The 16,458-nt window shown below is 40.2% G+C and carries 17 protein-coding genes and 2 tRNA genes; 8 read left to right on the top strand and 11 right to left on the bottom strand.

Annotation, left to right across the window (positions count from 1 at the left end; translation table 11 throughout):
• Positions 1–2 precede the first annotated feature (2 nt).
• Genes porD through ACYQ3A_RS06235 form a run of 4 tightly spaced genes read right to left on the bottom strand, consistent with a single transcriptional unit; the run spans position 3 to position 1,793 of the window.
• Positions 3–296, bottom strand: a complete 294-nt coding sequence (porD, locus tag ACYQ3A_RS06250; protein ID WP_459896308.1) for a pyruvate synthase subunit PorD — start codon at positions 294–296, stop codon at positions 3–5.
• On the bottom strand, positions 293–859 hold the full coding sequence (locus tag ACYQ3A_RS06245; RefSeq protein WP_459896307.1) for a 2-oxoacid:acceptor oxidoreductase subunit gamma family protein: 567 nt from the start codon (positions 857–859) through the stop codon (positions 293–295). Before ACYQ3A_RS06245 ends, porD begins: the two co-directional genes overlap by 4 nt.
• Positions 859–1,464: a recombination mediator RecR gene (gene recR, locus ACYQ3A_RS06240; protein WP_459896305.1), complete on the bottom strand. Its 606-nt coding sequence runs from the start codon at positions 1,462–1,464 to the stop codon at positions 859–861. The genes ACYQ3A_RS06245 and recR overlap by 1 nt, the downstream gene beginning before the upstream one ends.
• Positions 1,461–1,793 carry a YbaB/EbfC family nucleoid-associated protein gene (locus tag ACYQ3A_RS06235; protein WP_459896303.1) on the bottom strand — a complete coding sequence of 111 codons (333 nt, stop codon included), beginning with the start codon at positions 1,791–1,793 and terminating at the stop codon, positions 1,461–1,463. The genes recR and ACYQ3A_RS06235 overlap by 4 nt, the downstream gene beginning before the upstream one ends.
• 100 nt (positions 1,794–1,893) lie before the next feature.
• Between ACYQ3A_RS06235 and hflX the strand changes: the two genes are divergently transcribed.
• Positions 1,894–2,898 carry a GTPase HflX gene (gene hflX, locus ACYQ3A_RS06230; RefSeq protein WP_459896302.1) on the top strand — a complete coding sequence of 335 codons (1,005 nt, stop codon included), beginning with the start codon at positions 1,894–1,896 and terminating at the stop codon, positions 2,896–2,898.
• Here hflX and ACYQ3A_RS06225 read toward each other — a convergent pair.
• The gene (locus ACYQ3A_RS06225; protein WP_459896301.1) at positions 2,848–3,981 is read right to left on the bottom strand and encodes an IS256 family transposase; all 1,134 of its coding nucleotides are present in this window, start codon (positions 3,979–3,981) and stop codon (positions 2,848–2,850) included. The genes hflX and ACYQ3A_RS06225 overlap by 51 nt on opposite strands.
• 92 nt (positions 3,982–4,073) lie before the next feature.
• Between ACYQ3A_RS06225 and ACYQ3A_RS06220 the strand changes: the two genes are divergently transcribed.
• Entirely contained in the window at positions 4,074–4,247 is a 174-nt protein-coding gene (locus ACYQ3A_RS06220) for a hypothetical protein (RefSeq protein WP_459896300.1), read from the top strand.
• On the opposite strand, the gene ACYQ3A_RS06215 is transcribed toward ACYQ3A_RS06220, so the two are convergent.
• The 4 genes from ACYQ3A_RS06215 to ACYQ3A_RS06200 are packed head-to-tail and all read right to left on the bottom strand — an operon-like array spanning position 4,244 to position 8,124.
• Entirely contained in the window at positions 4,244–5,203 is a 960-nt protein-coding gene (locus ACYQ3A_RS06215) for a tRNA dihydrouridine synthase (protein WP_459896299.1), read from the bottom strand. The two genes, ACYQ3A_RS06220 and ACYQ3A_RS06215, sit on opposite strands and share 4 nt — an antisense overlap.
• Entirely contained in the window at positions 5,200–6,045 is an 846-nt protein-coding gene (locus ACYQ3A_RS06210; protein WP_459896298.1) for a radical SAM protein, read from the bottom strand. The genes ACYQ3A_RS06215 and ACYQ3A_RS06210 overlap by 4 nt, the downstream gene beginning before the upstream one ends.
• Positions 6,046–6,056: 11 nt before the next feature.
• Positions 6,057–6,935 (bottom strand): tRNA pseudouridine(13) synthase TruD, encoded by an 879-nt coding sequence (gene truD, locus ACYQ3A_RS06205; protein WP_459896297.1) that lies wholly within the window; start codon positions 6,933–6,935, stop codon positions 6,057–6,059.
• Entirely contained in the window at positions 6,916–8,124 is a 1,209-nt protein-coding gene (locus ACYQ3A_RS06200; RefSeq protein ID WP_459896296.1) for a bifunctional folylpolyglutamate synthase/dihydrofolate synthase, read from the bottom strand. The genes truD and ACYQ3A_RS06200 overlap by 20 nt, the downstream gene beginning before the upstream one ends.
• Before the next feature lie 113 nt (positions 8,125–8,237).
• On the opposite strand from ACYQ3A_RS06200, the gene ACYQ3A_RS06195 reads away from it, so the two are divergent.
• The 4 genes from ACYQ3A_RS06195 to ACYQ3A_RS06180 all read left to right on the top strand — a co-directional run bounded on the left by ACYQ3A_RS06195 (position 8,238) and on the right by ACYQ3A_RS06180 (position 12,100).
• Positions 8,238–8,684, top strand: a complete 447-nt coding sequence (locus ACYQ3A_RS06195; protein ID WP_459896295.1) for a phosphatidylglycerophosphatase A family protein — start codon at positions 8,238–8,240, stop codon at positions 8,682–8,684.
• Positions 8,684–10,102 carry an acetyl-CoA carboxylase biotin carboxylase subunit gene (gene accC / locus ACYQ3A_RS06190; protein ID WP_459896294.1) on the top strand — a complete coding sequence of 473 codons (1,419 nt, stop codon included), beginning with the start codon at positions 8,684–8,686 and terminating at the stop codon, positions 10,100–10,102. The genes ACYQ3A_RS06195 and accC overlap by 1 nt, the downstream gene beginning before the upstream one ends.
• 22 nt (positions 10,103–10,124) lie before the next feature.
• Positions 10,125–11,975 carry a sodium-extruding oxaloacetate decarboxylase subunit alpha gene (gene oadA / locus ACYQ3A_RS06185; RefSeq protein ID WP_459896292.1) on the top strand — a complete coding sequence of 617 codons (1,851 nt, stop codon included), beginning with the start codon at positions 10,125–10,127 and terminating at the stop codon, positions 11,973–11,975.
• Between the two features lie 48 nt (positions 11,976–12,023).
• Positions 12,024–12,100, top strand: a tRNA-Pro gene (locus tag ACYQ3A_RS06180).
• Between the two features lie 369 nt (positions 12,101–12,469).
• On the opposite strand, the gene aroC is transcribed toward ACYQ3A_RS06180, so the two are convergent.
• Both aroC and ACYQ3A_RS06170 read right to left on the bottom strand, forming a co-directional pair.
• Positions 12,470–13,642, bottom strand: a complete 1,173-nt coding sequence (gene aroC, locus ACYQ3A_RS06175) for a chorismate synthase (protein WP_459896291.1) — start codon at positions 13,640–13,642, stop codon at positions 12,470–12,472.
• Between the two features lie 74 nt (positions 13,643–13,716).
• On the bottom strand, positions 13,717–15,396 hold the full coding sequence (locus ACYQ3A_RS06170; RefSeq protein WP_459896289.1) for an oxygen-binding di-iron domain-containing protein: 1,680 nt from the start codon (positions 15,394–15,396) through the stop codon (positions 13,717–13,719).
• Positions 15,397–15,616: 220 nt separating this feature from the next.
• Between ACYQ3A_RS06170 and ACYQ3A_RS06165 the strand changes: the two genes are divergently transcribed.
• Together ACYQ3A_RS06165 and ACYQ3A_RS06160 are read left to right on the top strand one after the other, a co-directional pair.
• Positions 15,617–15,692 (top strand) — tRNA-Gly (locus ACYQ3A_RS06165).
• A gap of 14 nt (positions 15,693–15,706) precedes the next feature.
• Positions 15,707–16,447 carry a TonB C-terminal domain-containing protein gene (locus tag ACYQ3A_RS06160; protein WP_459896288.1) on the top strand — a complete coding sequence of 247 codons (741 nt, stop codon included), beginning with the start codon at positions 15,707–15,709 and terminating at the stop codon, positions 16,445–16,447.
• The last annotated feature ends 11 nt before the right edge of the window (positions 16,448–16,458 follow it).

Genomic DNA, 16,458 nt, shown 5'->3' with positions numbered 1-16,458 from the left:
AGTTAGTCCTCCTCACGGAACAGGTATTCAGGTTTCATTTCAAGAGCATTGGTTGGACACTCATGAGCACAGATACCACAACCTTTACAGTGGTCGTAGTCAACGCCGACCATTTTCTCTTCACTGACAAGGATACAGGAATCTGGACAGAATACCCAGCAGAGCATACAGTTGACACACTTGTCAGCTTCAAAAACTGGTCTCCAGGCCCTCCACTCACCGGTGTTGTACTTTTCACTTGAGCCTGGCTCAGTTATTACTCCACCTATCTTTAACTCTCTCCATCCCTTAATCATTCTGACTGTACCTCCTCATAAGCTCTGTAAAGTGCCCTTATGTTGGCAGCAAGGGCGTTTTCTGAGATTTTCTTCCCAAAAGCTTCCTTGATGTCTTCTTCAACTGTTTTTATGTCAACAAGACCATTCAGGACTTTGACAAGAGCTCCAAGCATTGGAACGTTCATGAGAGGTCTTTTGAGTTCCTCCATCGCAATCTTTGTTGCATCAACTGTATAGATTTTCCTTCCTTTAATTCCGTACTTCTCTCTAACTTCCTGTGGAGTTTTATCGGTATTGATTACAAGAATGGCGTTCTCGTCTGTTCCCTCGAGGAATGGAACAGTTTTGAGAAGAGTAGGGTCAACAACAACAACGATGTCTGGATTGAGAACCATACAGTGGAGGGTAATCGGCTTTTCGGAAACTCTGTTGTAAGCTCTCAATGGTGCTCCAGATCTCTCCGCACCGTAGTCTGGGTTACTTTGGGCGTACTTTCCTTCCTGAATAACAGCACTGGCTAAGATCTTAGAAGCAGTTACTGCACCCTGACCACCGCGGGCGTGCCATCTTATCTCTATCATTACTTTCCTCCAGCGATAAGTTTCTTATCTTCAAAGGCTCTCTTGAGAGTGAGCTCATCTGCCATATCTATCGTTCCACCGTAAGGGATACCGTAACTTATCCTGTAAACTTCAACTTCCATCTTTTCAAGTCTATCAATTAAGAACTTTGAGGTTGCCTCACCTTCAACCGTTGGATTGAGGGCTATGATGACCGTTTTGATATCCTTTCTCTGAATTCTATCGAAAAGACTCTCAATCCTTAAATCTTCCGGTGATATGTCTTCAAGCGGTGATATTACACCACCAAGAACGTGATAAAGCCCTTTATACTCACCAAGCTTTTCTATTGAGATTGCATCTCTTGGCTGCTCCACGACACAGATAGTTGTTCGGTCTCTTTCCGAATCTCTACAGATCGCACAGAAGTCTTCTTCAGCGGGAAGACCACACTCAACACATGGTCTTACTCTTTCGAGCTCCCTGAGAGCGTTGGTTATCATCCTTCTCTTTTCTTCGTCAAGTTTTGAAAGTTGCAATACAGCCCTTTCTGCAGCTCTCTCACTAATCCCTGGAACCTCTGAAAGAAACTGAATAAGGAGCTCGAGGTTATCCGGGTATATCAAAAGAGACCTCCGATATCGATTCCAAGTCCTCCTGTGAGCTTTTCCATCTCTCTTGCAAGGGTTTCACGACCCTCTTTAAGAGCCTGATTGGCAGCAACAACGATCAAGTCCTGAACCATCTCCCTATCGCCAGATTCAAAGAGCTCAGGATCTATCTCAACAGAGACTATATCTCCAGAACCTTTTGCAACAACTTTAACCGCGCCACCACCAGCAGTTCCGACAAATTCCCTTTCTTCAATCTCTTCCTTTATCCTCTTTGCCTGAGTCTGAAGCTGTTTTGCCATCTTCATTAACTGATTAAGGTTGCCCATTCCACCTTTAAACATTTAGAATCCTCCAATTCTGAAACTTGGTTTTAATTGTAAAAAATCTGTAAACATTCCACAAGTTTACAGAATAGAATAGATTTTGTATAAAGTTCAAATGATGGAAAAAGAGAAAGCGGTAATAATCGCCGTAAAACGTCCCGGAGAAGAGATAGAGATAGATATAGAAGAGCTAAAAGGGCTCATAGAGGCTCTAAGTGGAGAGGTTGTACAAACCGTTATTCAGAAGAGGAAAGCCTTTTCACCTTCAACCTACATAGGGAAGGGAAAGGTTCAGGAGATAGATACCGAAAACGCCACTCTCATTGTTGCCTACCATCCACTTTCATACTCCCAGAAAAGAAACCTTGAAGAGCTTACAGGATTACCCGTCATAGACAGGACAGAAGTTATCCTTGAAATCTTCGCAAGAAGAGCAAGAACAAAGGAAGCAAAACTTCAGGTCGAACTCGCCAAAGCTTACTACCAGCTTTCGCACCTCCGGGGAAAAGGTAAGGAGCTCTCAAGGCTGGGTGGTGGTATTGGAACGAGAGGACCTGGTGAGACAAAGACGGAAGTTGAAGCAAGAGCACTGAGAAAGAAGATTCACAAACTCAGAAAAGAGATTGAAGAAATAGAAAAGAGACAGAAGATTATAAGGGAGAGCAGAAAAAGGAAGAACTTCATAACCGTTGCAGTTGTTGGCTACACAAATGTTGGAAAGTCAACCCTTGTCAAAACTTTAACCAAAAAGGACGTCTTTATAAAGGACATCCCATTTGCAACCTTAGACGTTAAGACTGGCTCTCTTTACTTAGAGGGTAAGCAGGTTTTGATATCCGACACCGTAGGATTTATAAGAAAACTCCCTCATGAGTTAGTCGCTTCCTTCAGAGCAACTCTTGGAGAAGTTAGAGAAGCAGATATCTTGTTGATTGTCTTTGACATCTCTTCAGAAAAACTTGAAGAAGAGCTCAAATCTGTCGAGGAAGTCCTTAAAAAACTTAAAGCCTGGGATAAACCAAAGATATTCGTTGCAAATAAGGTGGTTGTGTCAATAATTTTGTGTAAGCTATTAGGAGTACCTCCTGAAAAACATCTCCTTAAGTTCCTCCCTGGCTTCTAAAAAGCCATTAATTACCCTGTCAGACCATCTATCATTAAGCACTGCTACCCTGAGATAAACGAACTTCTCAACAGCACTAACCGACGGTAAAGCTCCTATTACCTTAACCCTCTTCCTTATCTCCTTTATCGTCCTTTCTATCAGATTTGTCGTGTATATCACTCTCTGAATGGACTCAGGATACTTGAGGAACGTAAGGAACTTATAAAGCTCCTGTTCCCAGGACTTTACAACCTTAGGATACTTTGATCCCCACTTCTCTTTGAACTTCTCAAAACCCCTCAGAGCCTCTTCTTCCGTAGAGGCTTGATATATCCTCTTTAAGTCCTTCGCTATCTTCTTCCTGTCTTTAGCTCTTACCTTGTTCAGAGTATTTCTCACTTTGTGAACCACACAGGATTGAAAGTCTGCTTTTGGAAAGTACTCCTTTATCCTTTCCTCAAGTCCAGTAACTCCATCAGCTACGAAAAGGAAAACTTCTCTCACACCACGGTCATAAAGCCTCTTTATCATTTCCAGCCAGCTCTCAGCTCCTTCCGAAGGATTAACTTCAAAATCAAGTATTTCTCTGTATCCTTCCTCATCTATACCAAGAGCAAAAAGAACAACTTCTTTCTCAACAGTATCTCTCCTGACAGATAGCCACATTCCGTCAAGCATTATGACTGAGTATCTCCTCTTGAGCTTTCTTTGTTTCCACTTGCTTATTTCCTCTAAGGTCACCTGCGATATCTTACTTATAGTTGAAGGCAAGTATTTAAGCTCAAACACGCTCTCAAGAGCTTGGGCTATTGTTCTTGCACTCATGCCAGAGGCAAACATTCCAAGGATTAAGTCCTCAAGGTTGATGTCTCTCCTTTTGTAAGGTTCTATCAGCTTAGTTCTAAATCTTCCTTCCCTGTCCCTTGGGATTTTCAGGTTTTTTAGTTTTCCTACAACAGTATCAAGGTTTCTGACGTAAAAACCGTTCTTTGTTCCTCCATGTTCTTTAAGAAACACTTCTCTTTCAGCTGTCATGATTGACTCTAAGGTTTGTTTTACCACTTCTTTAACGAGGTCTGGTAAAATCTTCTGTAGTTCCATTTTTGCCTCCTGGGGTTGGTATTTGTGGGGTGTTCCCCAGGAGGTTATCCCATTTCTCAAGCTTACACAAAATATCGTACACTACCAATAAGGTGGATAAATTAGTTGATAGCTACGAAAAAGTTTCTGAACTCTATCCAGCAATTGCCGGAATACTGCCTGATTTTAACTCTCCTGTTGTTTTCATTTCCGCAACAAAGAGGTGGGGACTGGACAAGTTGAAAAAAGAAATTCAATCCTGCGTAGAAAAACTTGAAAGGAGTTAAACATATTCAAAGATTTCTTGTTCCCCCAATTTCATCTCTTCAAGATTTCTAATCAACTCTTCACAGCTTTTGCTTCTCATTACTCTGTCATTGAGTTTTGATTTTCCTCTTATTCCCTTGAAGAGATAGACAATTTGAGCTTTTATGACTTTACACGCTCTTTCTCTTTCAAAGAACTCCCACATTAGCTGAAGCTCCTCTAAAACAAAATCAATCCTCTCTTTCAAAGTGGTCTTAATATCCCTCTTCTCTTTATACTCCTTGAAAATCCAGGGATTTGCAAGAGCTCCCCTTCCAACCATCACCCCATCACATCCTGTCTCTTCAAACTTCTGGCCAATCTCCTTCCAGCTTCTTATGTCTCCACTTCCTATAACCGGAACATCACCAGCAATCTTTTTTAAATCTTTTACCCTCTCCCAATTGGCTTTCCCCGAAAAGCCCTGCTTTGCAGTCCTTGGATGAAGAGCAATAGCTGAAACACCAGCTTTCAGAAGCTCTTCAGCGATTTTCTCAAGTGTATCCTCGTAAAACCCAAGCCTTATTTTTGCAGTCACCGGAGTGTTTAAAGGCTTTAGAGCCTCAACTGTAGCAGCAACTATTCTTCCCATTTCCTCTGGGAACTGAAGCAGGTATCCAGCAGCCTTCGCCTTGAGAACCTTTTTAACAGAACAGCCAAAGTTTATGTCAATTGCTTCAGGTCTATACTTCTCTGCCATTCTCCTTGCAGCTTCTGCAATTTCCTCTGGATTTCTTCCATAAATCTGGAGATGAATTGGCCTCTCTTCATCGGTAAAATAGGCAAGCTCCTTTTCCTCTCCCTTGTAGACTATCCCCGTTGCGTTCATCAGCTCAGAGTATGTCCTATCTGCTCCCAATCTCCTGCAAAGCCTTCTGAAAGCCGAGTGTGTGTATCCAGCCATCGGAGCAAGGATAACTTCCTTCTCTATCTTCATACTGCAAGCCTCAATCCCAGTCTCTTTGCAAAGGAGTAAACTTCATTAAACTCCTCAGAAGTTGTCCTTCTACATATCTTAGGATAATCACAGGCCTTGTAGAACGGATAGTACTGATCCATAACGTTTACATAGGTTTCTCTTCCAAGGTTTTCTGCAATCCAGCTTAAAATTTCTTTACTGTCCTCTGTCCAGTCCGGCATCACAAGATGTCTGATCATAAGCCCCCTTTCTGCTACACCATATTCGTTGACTTTCAGATGTCCCACCTGTCTCTTCATCTCAAGAACTGCCTCTTTCACAACTTCCGGATAGTCAGGCGCTTTCAGATAATCCCTGCTAAATTCGTGACTAAACGTTTTCATATCCGGCATATAGATATCAACAAGCCCTTCAAGTTCTATCAAAACCTCAACGCTCTCGTAACCACCACAGTTATAGACTATCGGTATCCTTAAACCTCTCTTCTTAGCTTCCTCAACGGCAGAGAAAACTTGAGGAACCTGATGGGTTGGAGTAACCAGATTAATGTTATGACATCCTTTCTCCTGCAAATGGAGCATTATGTCGGAAAGCTCAGAAACTGTAATGTACTCACCCTCCATGAGGTGAGAAATCTGATAGTTTTGACAGAAAACACAGCCAAGGTTACATCCTGTAAAGAAAATCGTCCCGGAACCACCCCATCCAACAAGAACAGGTTCCTCGCCAAAGTGAGGACCATAAGAAGAAATCATCGGCTTATCGGTTACCTTGCAGAAACCAACTTCACCTTTATCCCTCTCTACTCTACAGTTCCTGGGACAGAGGGTACACGGCGAGATAAATTTGTAAAGGTTCATTTTCTTCTCCATCAAACTTTTTGCAGATGCTTTAAATACATTGTTGCATAAGAACCTTTCGGCAGAAAAAAAGAAATATACTCGTTAAACTTCTTGAAGTCTCTGATTAAAACGTAGGACATCCTGTAATCTCCCTTAATTCCCAGTTTCCTTAGAAACTTAAGGAATTCCTTTAATTCAAAACCTTCCTCTTTTAGAATTTCTTCGTAGTAAGGCTCACTTTCAAGGAGTTTCTTCTTATAACCCAAGATAGTCCAAAATTTTGGAAGAAGCTCGTAATTATCCGCATTGGGAATAAAAAACGTTTCCTCTTTTTCTTTTATCAGGTATCCATTAAACCTCTCCTTTAGAAAAAGTTCTAAACTCTTATTCCACAGATAAGAGAGGTAGGAATCTATCAAGAAATTCTCTCTCCACTTGAGCCTCCTCCTTGGATTCTCAAAGAGTTTTTGAATCAGTATTTTCCCCTTCTTCCAGTTAACGCTTATCCTTTGAACATCATAGTAGTTGATAAAGCACTCCCTTTCTTCTACCTCAAGTCCTCGCAGGTTGATAAAAAACTTGTTTCCTTTCAACTGACCAATTTTCAATTTCTTCTGAATCCTTCCAATAAACTTAAGGACATACCATGACTCAGAATTAATCTCTTGCTTCTCAAACTCTCCAACGAATTTCTCAAAAGAGACGAATTGGAAGGTAAGAGCAAACTTATCTTTCATTCCAGCATAGCTAAAACCCAAAAGTTTCGCTAAATCCTTTGTTGTTAAGTTTCTCTTTACCAATAGATAGAGGTAGTGTCTTCCATCTTCAACAATGGGATATTCTGCGATTTCTTTTACGATAAAGTCTTCTGGAACTTCTCTTCTCCACTTAAACTCTACTGTAACCATCTATAAGCTCCGCCATGTAGAATGAACCAGCTATTATGGTATCGTCTTTCAAAGACTCTAAGCTAACCCTTTCAAGTATTGAAACATTCTCAATCCCCACGCTTTGAGCAATCTTAACAAGCTCACTCTGTTTAACAGCTCTTTCGTTTGCTATTTCAAGAAGGTAAAGCTTCCTCTTTGAATAACTCAAATACTCAGAAACTATTTTCAGATTCTCCTCTAAGTCCTTATCCTTTAACCCCGAGAAAATAACATCAGCCCTTAAACCTACTTCCCGTGCAGTTTCAAACAGTTTCCTTAGAGCATCTCTATTGTGAGCAACGTCAAAAACAATGGTCGGATTTCTTCTGATAATCTCAAATCTTCCCGGAAGTGAAACATTGATTTCATCTGTCATTCTAAGCGTAGCGAAGAATCTCTGTTTGAGAAAAACTTCAGAGGCTTTCAAAGCCATTACCGCATTAATCGCCTGATGTTTCCCCAACAAGGTAGTTTTTACTCTCTTACCTTCATAATCAAGCTCTGTTCCATCAAGTGAGAGCTCCACATTATCAGCCTTAAAATCCTTTCCATAAACGTAGATCTCCTTCGTCCTTTCACTTGCAAGTTTTTCAACAACAGGAGGGTTTTCAGAGATAACAGCAGGAATTTTATCCTTTATAACAGCAACCTTTTCTCTTGCAATTTCCTCTAAGGTATTTCCTAAGTAATCTCTGTGGTCAAAATCTACATGGGTAATAACTGCTAAATCGTGAGAAACGGCATTTGTGGCATCCAATCTTCCTCCAAGACCAACCTCAAAAATGGCAGCATCAACTCTTAGCTCAGAAAAGACTTTTAACGAAAGCAAAAAGGCTCCTTCAAAGTAGGTAAGTTGGTGCTTTTCCACGAGCTGTAGAATCTCCTCAAAACAGCTATCCAGAACTTCTGTTTCAACCTCTTTCATATCAATTTTGAAACGCTCGTTAAACCTGAAGAGATGAGGGGAGGTAAAAAGCCCGACCTTTAGTCCATTCTGTTTCAAAATTTCAGCAATCATGTGGGATGTTGAACCTTTTCCATTGGTTCCAGCAACAATAACTGAAGGAAAGCTCTTAAACCCCGTTTCTTCCACTGCTTTTTTTATTCTCTCCAGTCCTGGCTTCCAGACAAATTCTTTATTCTCAAAATAAAGCTCAAATCGAGTCAACTTTTTCTCCTGCACTGATTTAAATAGTTCTGAGATTAGTGTAAGTTCTTTCCTTTCACTGGCAAATAGGTATCAGGATATAATAAACTTTAAAATCTTTTGAGGTAAAGCCCGTGAACAAACTAATGGAATTCATAGCAACAGGTTTTTACAGTGGAAAACTTCCTAAAATGCCTGGAACATGGGGTTCTATCCTGGCAGCCATTTTACTCTACTTCTTCTGGCCAACGAGTTTAAAGTTTCAACTACTTACCATATTCATAACATTTGTTTTAAGTGTAATTTCTGCCGATTACGTATCCAACCAGCTTGGGAACAAAGATCCTGACTGTGTTGTAATAGATGAGATTCTGGGTATGGAATTGGCTCTTTTAGGACTCCATGCAGATATTAAAACGGCATTCCTTGGACTAATCCTGTTTCGAATTATTGATATAATGAAGCCTCCACCAATAGAGTTCTTTGAGAAATTCCCCGGCGGCTGGGGAATAACCATTGATGATGCAGTGGCCGGAATCATAGCAAATGTGATTTTAAGGCTTATTGGAGGATTGCTTTGATGTTTAAAAAAGTTTTGATTGCAAACAGAAGTGAAGTAGCGACGAGAGTTATTAGAGCCTGCAAGGAACTGGGGATACAGACAGTTGCCATATACTCCGAAGCCGACGTTAACTCACTCCACGTTAAAAAAGCAGATGAAGCATATCTCATCCATGGTGATCCAATAAAAGCCTATCTCAACTACTACAAGATTGTTGACATCGCTAAAAGAGCTGGTGCTGATGCGATTCACCCTGGATATGGATTCCTCTCTGAAAGAGCAGATTTTGCAGAGTATGCAAGACGTCATGGCATCGAGTTTATTGGGCCGGATGTTAAACACCTCAAAATGTTCGGTAACAAGATTGAAGCTAAAAAACTTATGAAAGAACTTGGTGTTCCTGTTGCAGAAGGAAGCGATGAACCAATAGCAGATCTTTCAAAGGCTAAAGAGATAGCTAAGAAAATAGGCTATCCTGTAATGATAAAAGCTGCCCATGGTGGAGGCGGAAGAGGTCTAAGGATTGCGAGAGATGAAAAAGAACTTGAAACTCAGTTCAAGATTGCCATCAATGAAGCTGAAGCTGCTTTTGGTAAGGGAGAAGTCTTTATTGAGAAATATATAGAAAACCCAAGACACATAGAGATTCAGATAGTTGCAGACAAACATGGAAACGTTGTACACCTTGGAGAAAGGGACTGCTCCCTTCAGAGAAGACACCAGAAAGTCCTCGAAATTGCTCCTTCTCCAGTTCTAACACGGAGACAGAGAGAAAGGCTCGGAAAGATCTGTGTAGAAGCTGCGAAAGCAATCGGCTACTACGGAGTAGGTACCTGGGAATTTTTAATGGATAAACACGGAAACTTCTACTTTATGGAAGTAAACCCAAGACTTCAGGTTGAACACACAATAACAGAGGAAGTTACAGGAATAGATATTGTTCAGGAGCAGATAAGAATTGCTGCCGGTATGGGACTCTCCTTTTCTCAAAAGAACATCCAGATGCACGGCTTTGCTATGCAGTTTAGAATAAATGCAGAAGATCCTACCAGAGATTTCATTCCGGTTCCAGGAACAATTACTGCCTACTACTCCCCTGGTGGAATCGGTGTAAGAATGGATGGTGTTGTTTACAAAGGTTACAAAATTCCCCCTTATTACGATTCCATGGTTGGAAAGCTCATAGTCTGGGGAAGAAACTGGGATGAAGTGATAAGACGCTCAAGAAGAGCTCTAAATGAATTCGTCATCCGTGGCGTTCCAACAACCATCCCATTCTTTAAAAAGATCCTCAACGATCCCGAGTTTGTCAAAGGACAATTTGATACCTCATTCATAGACAGAAAGATAAAGGAATTCACATTTATAAAAGAGCCAGATCCAGAAGTTCTGGCACTGGCACTGTCTGCTGCAATTGCGACTCACCATGGACTATAAGGGAATTATGGAGGCATGAAAGATGGCTAAGAAGATTCAGTTTACAGATGTAACGCTGAGGGACGCTCACCAATCTCTGTTTGCTACCCGTATGAAAACAAGGGACATGATTGATATAGCTCCGATAATTGACAAAGCAGGTTTCTGGTCAGTTGAAATGTGGGGCGGTGCAACATTTGACGCCTGCCTCAGATTTTTGAGAGAGGATCCATGGGAAAGGCTAAGAACTCTTAGAAAGCTCATGCCCAACTCAAGACTACAGATGCTTCTGAGAGGTCAAAACCTCGTAGGGTACAGACACTATCCCGATGATGTAGTTAGAGCCTTTGTCAGAAAAGCTGCTGAAAATGGAATCGACGTCTTTAGAATATTTGACGCTCTTAATGACCTAAGGAACGTTGAGGTAGCAGTTGAAACTGCAAAGGAGATGGGTAAGATCGTTGAAGGAGCCATCTCCTACACAATTAGTCCTGTTCACACCGAAGACCTCTATATTGAGCTTGCTCTCCAGTTTAAGGAGATGGGAGCAGACATAATTACAATTAAGGATATGGCTGGTCTCCTTTCTCCAGAAAGGGCTTATTCCCTTGTAAAAGCTTTAAAGGAAGAAGTAGGACTTCCTGTTCATATCCATACACACTGCACAAGCGGCCTTGCTGAGATGGCACAGCTAAAAGCCGCTGAAGCTGGAGCAGATATCTTTGACGTTGCAATATCCCCATTGGCTTCAGATACATCCCACCCTGCTACAGAAACTATGGCTTACACCTTTGCAGGACTCGGATTTGATGTAGGCCTCGATAAGGAAGCACTTAGAAAAATGGCTAACCACTTTAAAGAAGTCAGAAAGAAATACAAAAAGTACGATATAGACTTTAAAGGCGTTGATGCTGCTGTTCTTGAACACCAGATACCTGGCGGAATGATTTCAAACCTGATAAACCAACTAAAAGAACAGGGAGCTCTTGATAAACTTGAAGCAGTCCTTGAGGAAGTCCCAAGAGTAAGGGAAGACTTGGGTTATCCTCCTCTTGTTACTCCTACAAGCCAGATAGTTGGAACTCAGGCTGTTCTCAACGTCCTCGCTGGTGAAAGGTACAAGATGATTACTCAGGAGACAAAGAACTACGTCAAGGGGCTTTACGGAAGACCACCAGCTCCAATCAAGGAAGAGATAATCAAAAAAGTCCTTGGAGACGAAGAACCGATCACCTGCAGACCAGCAGACCTTCTCCAGCCAGAACTGGACAAATGTAGAGAAGAGATAAAAGATCTTGCAAGAAGTGAGGAAGATGTTCTTTCTTACTGTCTCTTCCCACAGGTTGCAAAGGAATTCTTTGAGTGGAGAGAAAAGGTCGAAAAAGGAGAAATTCCCGCTATTTCTGAAGAAGACCTTGCAGATGAAATGGAAGAGGAAAAGAAGTGTCCACAACCTCTTGCTCCAACAGAGTTCATCATCAACGTTCATGGTGAAAGCTATCACGTCAAAATTGCCGGTGTAGGTCATAAGAAAGAAGGAAAGAAACCTTACTTTATCAAGATAGATGGAAGGCTTGAGGAAGTTGTAGTTGAACCTCTCGTTGAAGTTGTTCCAACCGGCGAAGAGGTAGAAATCAAGGGAGAGCTTGCCAGCTCCTCAAAACGTCCAAGAGCAACCAAAGAAGGAGACGTAACTTCTCCAATGCCTGCAAAAGTTGTCGAAATTAAGGTTAAAGAAGGAGATGAAGTTAAGGAAGGTGATATTGTAGCTATAGTCGAAGCTATGAAAATGCAAAACGAACTCCATGCTCCAATTAGTGGAACTGTCAAAGCAATCTACGTTAAACCTGGCGACAACGTTAATCCAGACGAAGCAATAATGACAATTGAATAGGATTAAAGCTTGAAATCAAGGTTTTAATTCTTATATTTTTCCTTGCGTCGGGGCGTGGCGTAGCCTGGTAGCGCGCTGGCATGGGGGGCCAGAGGTCGCCCGTTCAAGTCGGGTCGCCCCGACCATTTTATAAATCACTTTTCTGGAGATGCCGGGAAGTTTCTGTTCTTCCAATAACCTTTTCCCTAATAAACAATATAGACCTGTCGTATAACCGGAAAAATGGCTATTTCTACCATAATTGAGGAACCACGGTCTCAAACATTCTAAGTCATACAACTACCGGAGTAGATCTGTTGACTAAATTCATTTAACAGCAAAATGGGATGCAGAGAAATCAAAACAATTGCCGTAAAAAACGTCTGGATTTTCGACAAGAATCTACAACAGAATTTTAAAGCTATCAAAGGCTATATATAGCCAACCTTGACTATCAAAAATTTCAACATCGCAGTAACACTTAGCTACCAGGAAAATAAACCGGAAATATGCTTTCAGGAAACGACTTCTTTTTTGTACTCCTCAAACCATCTTTTCAGCCTTATAAACTCATCAGCAGGAAACATTTCAAGAATAGCCGAAAGTAGTGTAATTGCCAGCATAGCTTCTCCAACAACTGCAGCTGCTGGAACGGCACAGACATCCGACCTTTCTATTGAAGCTTCAAAAGATTCTCTCGTCTTTATATCCACGCTTCTTAATGGATTGTAAAGAGTAGGAATTGGTTTCATTGCTGCTCTAACTATAACTGGTTCTCCATTGGTCATTCCACCTTCAATACCACCTGCCCTGTTTGTCTCTCTGTAAAATCCCTTCCTATCTGAGTAAAAAATCTCATCGTGAACTTGAGAACCAAATTTCCTTGCAACTTCAAATCCAATTCCAATCTCAACTCCTTTAATCGCCTGAATGGACATAATTGCCTGTGCTATCTTGCCATCAAGTCTTTTATCCCACTGAGTATGGCTTCCAAGACCTACCGGAACACCTACCGCAAAGATTTCGAAAACTCCACCAAGACTTTCACCTTTTTCCCTTGCTCGGTCAATTTCTTCTTTAAATTTTTTTTCAAGCTCCAAATCTCTCATGGGAATTCTGACTTCTGAGTTTTCCGCGTTTTCAAATCTTTCAAGATACGAAAGTTCCTTCAATTTCTCTTTAGGAATTTCTACACTACCTATGGAAGTTACATAACTTCCTATCTCTATTCCGAGTCTTCTCAATATATCTTTACAGAGAGCTCCAGCAGCAACTCTTCCTGCCGTTTCCCTTGCACTTGATCTTTCCAGAACATTTCTTACATCGCTAAGGTTGTACTTTAAAATTCCCGAAAGGTCTGCATGTCCTGGTCTTGGTCTTGTAACTTTTTTATCCTCCGGCAATTCCCCTGGCTCAGGTTTCATAATCTCTTCCCAGTTTTTATAATCTCTGTTCCAGACAGCCATTAAGATCGGCGAACCAAGGGTTTTACCGAGTCTAACACCAGATAAGAACTCCACTCTATCCTTCTCTATCTTCATTCTTCCACCACGACCGTAACCCTTCTGTCTTCTTGAAAGTTCATTGTTGATGAAGTCAAAATCTATCTCAAAGTTTGCAGGAATTCCTTCAAGGTATGCAAAAATGCCCTTCCCGTGGCTTTCACCGGCTGTGAAAAATCTCAACATTGTGTTCTCCTTTACATAGGAAAGTTTGATTCGCTAATTTTAACTAAAAGAACCAACAGGATGGGAAATGTGAATCAGCAAATCACTCTGTTTCTTCCTTCATTTTTTGCCTTATAAAGTTTTTTATCTGCCTCGTTTATAAAATCATTTATTGTCATGGATTCCTTGTACTCAGCAACTCCTATGCTTACAGTAACACGTAAGTTTTTCTCTTCACAGAACTTAGAAGATGAAATCCTTTTCCTTAAAGCTTCCATTCTTTTGCATGCATCTTCCTTTTTTGTAAAAGGCATAACAAGAACAAATTCTTCTCCACCATATCTTGCTGCACATTCAAAGCTTCTGGTTTCTTCCTGGAGAAAGGAAGCAATCTCTTTCAAGACACAATCGCCAATGATGTGTCCATAAGTATCATTAATCCTCTTAAAATAGTCAACGTCAATGATTGCCAGACTGATGGGAATATCGTACTGTTTTGATTCTTCTATTTTCTTTTTCAAGTAGTCTATGAAATAACTTCTATTATACAGAGAGGTAAGGTAATCTCTGATTGCTTTTTCGTAGAGCTCTTTATTAGCTTTTTCTATCATTTCGTAGGTCAATTCTTTTTCTAAGCTAATAGCAAGAGGAAAAGCAATCCTCTTAAAGAGAATAGACAGAAACCGTAAATTCATTTCATTTAGTTTATTGCTTATTAGGTATAGTTTTCCAATCTTCTTTCTGCTGGTCTTTAGATCCAGAGAATAACTGTAGCCTTTTACGTTAGGTACTTCTTTGCGAATTTCTTTGTTGATTCCAATGCTTGTAACTTCAATGTAGACCACGTCTCCTTCTTTTCCTTCATATATACCTGGCTGGGTAACGATAATAATTTTCTCCAGAGAATTTATCTCCTTTTTTATGTTGCTAAATAAATTACTAATTAAGGTATTTAAAGAGGAAGATAGGATTGCATCCTCAAGGAACTTTTTAAGTACTGATTCAGCTTTATTAAGAATGAATACATCTGTTTCTTCTTCATTTAGCAGATACAAGCCACAGTCTATTTTCCTCAATCTCTCGATGACAGCTTTTATAAATTCTTTTCTGATAATACTTCCATGCTGAGGGGCTATGAGCTCTGGATTCTTCTTTTCAATCTGATTAAGTGCAAAATCTAAGATGACTCGACTCGGCATATAGTGTTTATGAAAAAGTTCTATTCCTTCAAAAAGTTCTTCATCATCTTCCAAGAACAATGAAAACTTATCTGAAATTGCACCAAATATATCACTTGAGAAAAGAGTCTTTGTTTTCTTGTCAAAGGTACAGAATGCTCCTGGAAAGTGAGCATACGGAGTGAAAACAAAGTCGAGTTCTCTATCTCCTGCAATAAGTTTCCAGTCATTCTGGTCTACCAAGTAGAAAGGGGTTTTCCATTGGTAGTGCTTCAAGAGAACTTGGCTTCTCTGGTGAGTCACTATATACCTTTCTCTTTGGGGCATTATAGATTCAAGAACGGAATAACAACCAACAATATCTGGGTCCTGATGGTGCATAATAATGTACTTAATGTCTCGCAAGTCTAATACTTTGTATATTTTCTCAAGAACTACAGGAAAGGTAATCATACTTCCAGGATCGATCAGGATACTTTCACTTCCATTTTTTATTACATAAACATGGCACTGGAAAGGATCGTTTGGTATTACATAACCGACCCAGAAGACATTGTCGGCTATTTCTATAGGCTTTGAATAGTCTATGTTACTCATCGAGATCTCCATAAATAATATTGAGTAATTATTTTGAGTAATTATTATATCAGTTGCTGATTTGATTATTTATTGCCAAAAGTATTACTATAAGACTACGATAAAAGATAAAAATTAGATATAAAACTGTATGTAAGGAAAAAAGATAAGATAGAGAAACAGTTCAACTCCTTTATTGCCAACTGCTTGAGGATAGGGTATATTTTCAATTAAAAACAGAGCGGGCGTAGCTCAGATGGTAGAGCATCAGCTTCCCAAGCTGAGGGTCGCGGGTTCGAGTCCCGTCGCCCGCTCCATTCAGGAAACGTAAATGGTAAAAATTTATAGACTGGATTTAATTTCATTTGCCATCTCACTTGCTTTGCATTTTTTGTTATTTTTGATTCCCGGTTTTACTGAAGTGTTTCATACTAAAACTTATAGGATTGTCGACATTTTACCCCTATCGCTTGACGTAAATGTTGACTCAAAACTGGTAGGAGAGAAAGCAAAAAAGGGAGATTCTAAAATCAGCATGACCACAGGAAGTTTCACTGAAATGCCTCAGGGCAAAGTTTCAGATAAAAAGAAAACTACACAGAAGAAGTTTTCAGCTCAACGTGAAGGAGAATATGAATCCACTATTTCCAACAATCTTAGTTACTCATCAGGATTAACTAAGGTTATTAGTTCAAAAACAGGAAAAGGAAGAATCGCTCTCTCCTTTTCTATGGAAAATTTCAAAAATAAGCCTAATAAGAAATTACCTGCCATAAGTACCAGTAAAGTAGTTCCTTATCTTTTGAAAGTCAGAGATAGGATTATTTCTAACTGGAAAAACCCATATGTCAATTCAAAGAATCTTTTTCTCGAGGATAAAAAAGTTGTCATTTATGTTTCTATAAACAAAAAAGGGAAACTCGACGAAATAAATGTAGAAAGACTCTCATCCGATATGCTCTTTAATCGATCTGCAATCTCAGCTATCTACTCTTCAGAGCCATTTGATCCAATTCCAGAAAAGGTAGGATTGAACAAAATCCGTTTAAGGGTGGAATTTGAGCTTAAGTAAAGAAAGTATTT

This window comes from Desulfurobacterium crinifex (genome assembly GCF_054656775.1).
This window is presented reverse-complemented; position numbering and strand designations above follow the sequence as displayed.

Excerpts from the sequence above, each read along its gene's own strand:
- ACYQ3A_RS06235 (WP_459896303.1), bottom strand. The coding sequence starts at position 1,793 with ATGTTTAAAGGTGGAATGGGCAACCTTAATCAGTTAATGAAGATGGCA.
- aroC (WP_459896291.1), bottom strand. The coding sequence starts at position 13,642 with ATGTTGAGATTTTTCACAGCCGGTGAAAGCCACGGGAAGGGCATTTTT.
- truD (WP_459896297.1), bottom strand. The coding sequence starts at position 6,935 with ATGGTTACAGTAGAGTTTAAGTGGAGAAGAGAAGTTCCAGAAGACTTT.
- ACYQ3A_RS06225 (WP_459896301.1), bottom strand. The coding sequence starts at position 3,981 with ATGGAACTACAGAAGATTTTACCAGACCTCGTTAAAGAAGTGGTAAAA.
- ACYQ3A_RS06215 (WP_459896299.1), bottom strand. The coding sequence starts at position 5,203 with ATGAAGATAGAGAAGGAAGTTATCCTTGCTCCGATGGCTGGATACACA.
- oadA (WP_459896292.1), top strand. The coding sequence starts at position 10,125 with ATGGCTAAGAAGATTCAGTTTACAGATGTAACGCTGAGGGACGCTCAC.
- ACYQ3A_RS06160 (WP_459896288.1), top strand. The coding sequence starts at position 15,707 with ATGGTAAAAATTTATAGACTGGATTTAATTTCATTTGCCATCTCACTT.
- porD (WP_459896308.1), bottom strand. The coding sequence starts at position 296 with ATGATTAAGGGATGGAGAGAGTTAAAGATAGGTGGAGTAATAACTGAG.
- accC (WP_459896294.1), top strand. The coding sequence starts at position 8,684 with ATGTTTAAAAAAGTTTTGATTGCAAACAGAAGTGAAGTAGCGACGAGA.
- ACYQ3A_RS06210 (WP_459896298.1), bottom strand. The coding sequence starts at position 6,045 with ATGAACCTTTACAAATTTATCTCGCCGTGTACCCTCTGTCCCAGGAAC.
- ACYQ3A_RS06170 (WP_459896289.1), bottom strand. The coding sequence starts at position 15,396 with ATGAGTAACATAGACTATTCAAAGCCTATAGAAATAGCCGACAATGTC.
- hflX (WP_459896302.1), top strand. The coding sequence starts at position 1,894 with ATGGAAAAAGAGAAAGCGGTAATAATCGCCGTAAAACGTCCCGGAGAA.
- ACYQ3A_RS06245 (WP_459896307.1), bottom strand. The coding sequence starts at position 859 with ATGATAGAGATAAGATGGCACGCCCGCGGTGGTCAGGGTGCAGTAACT.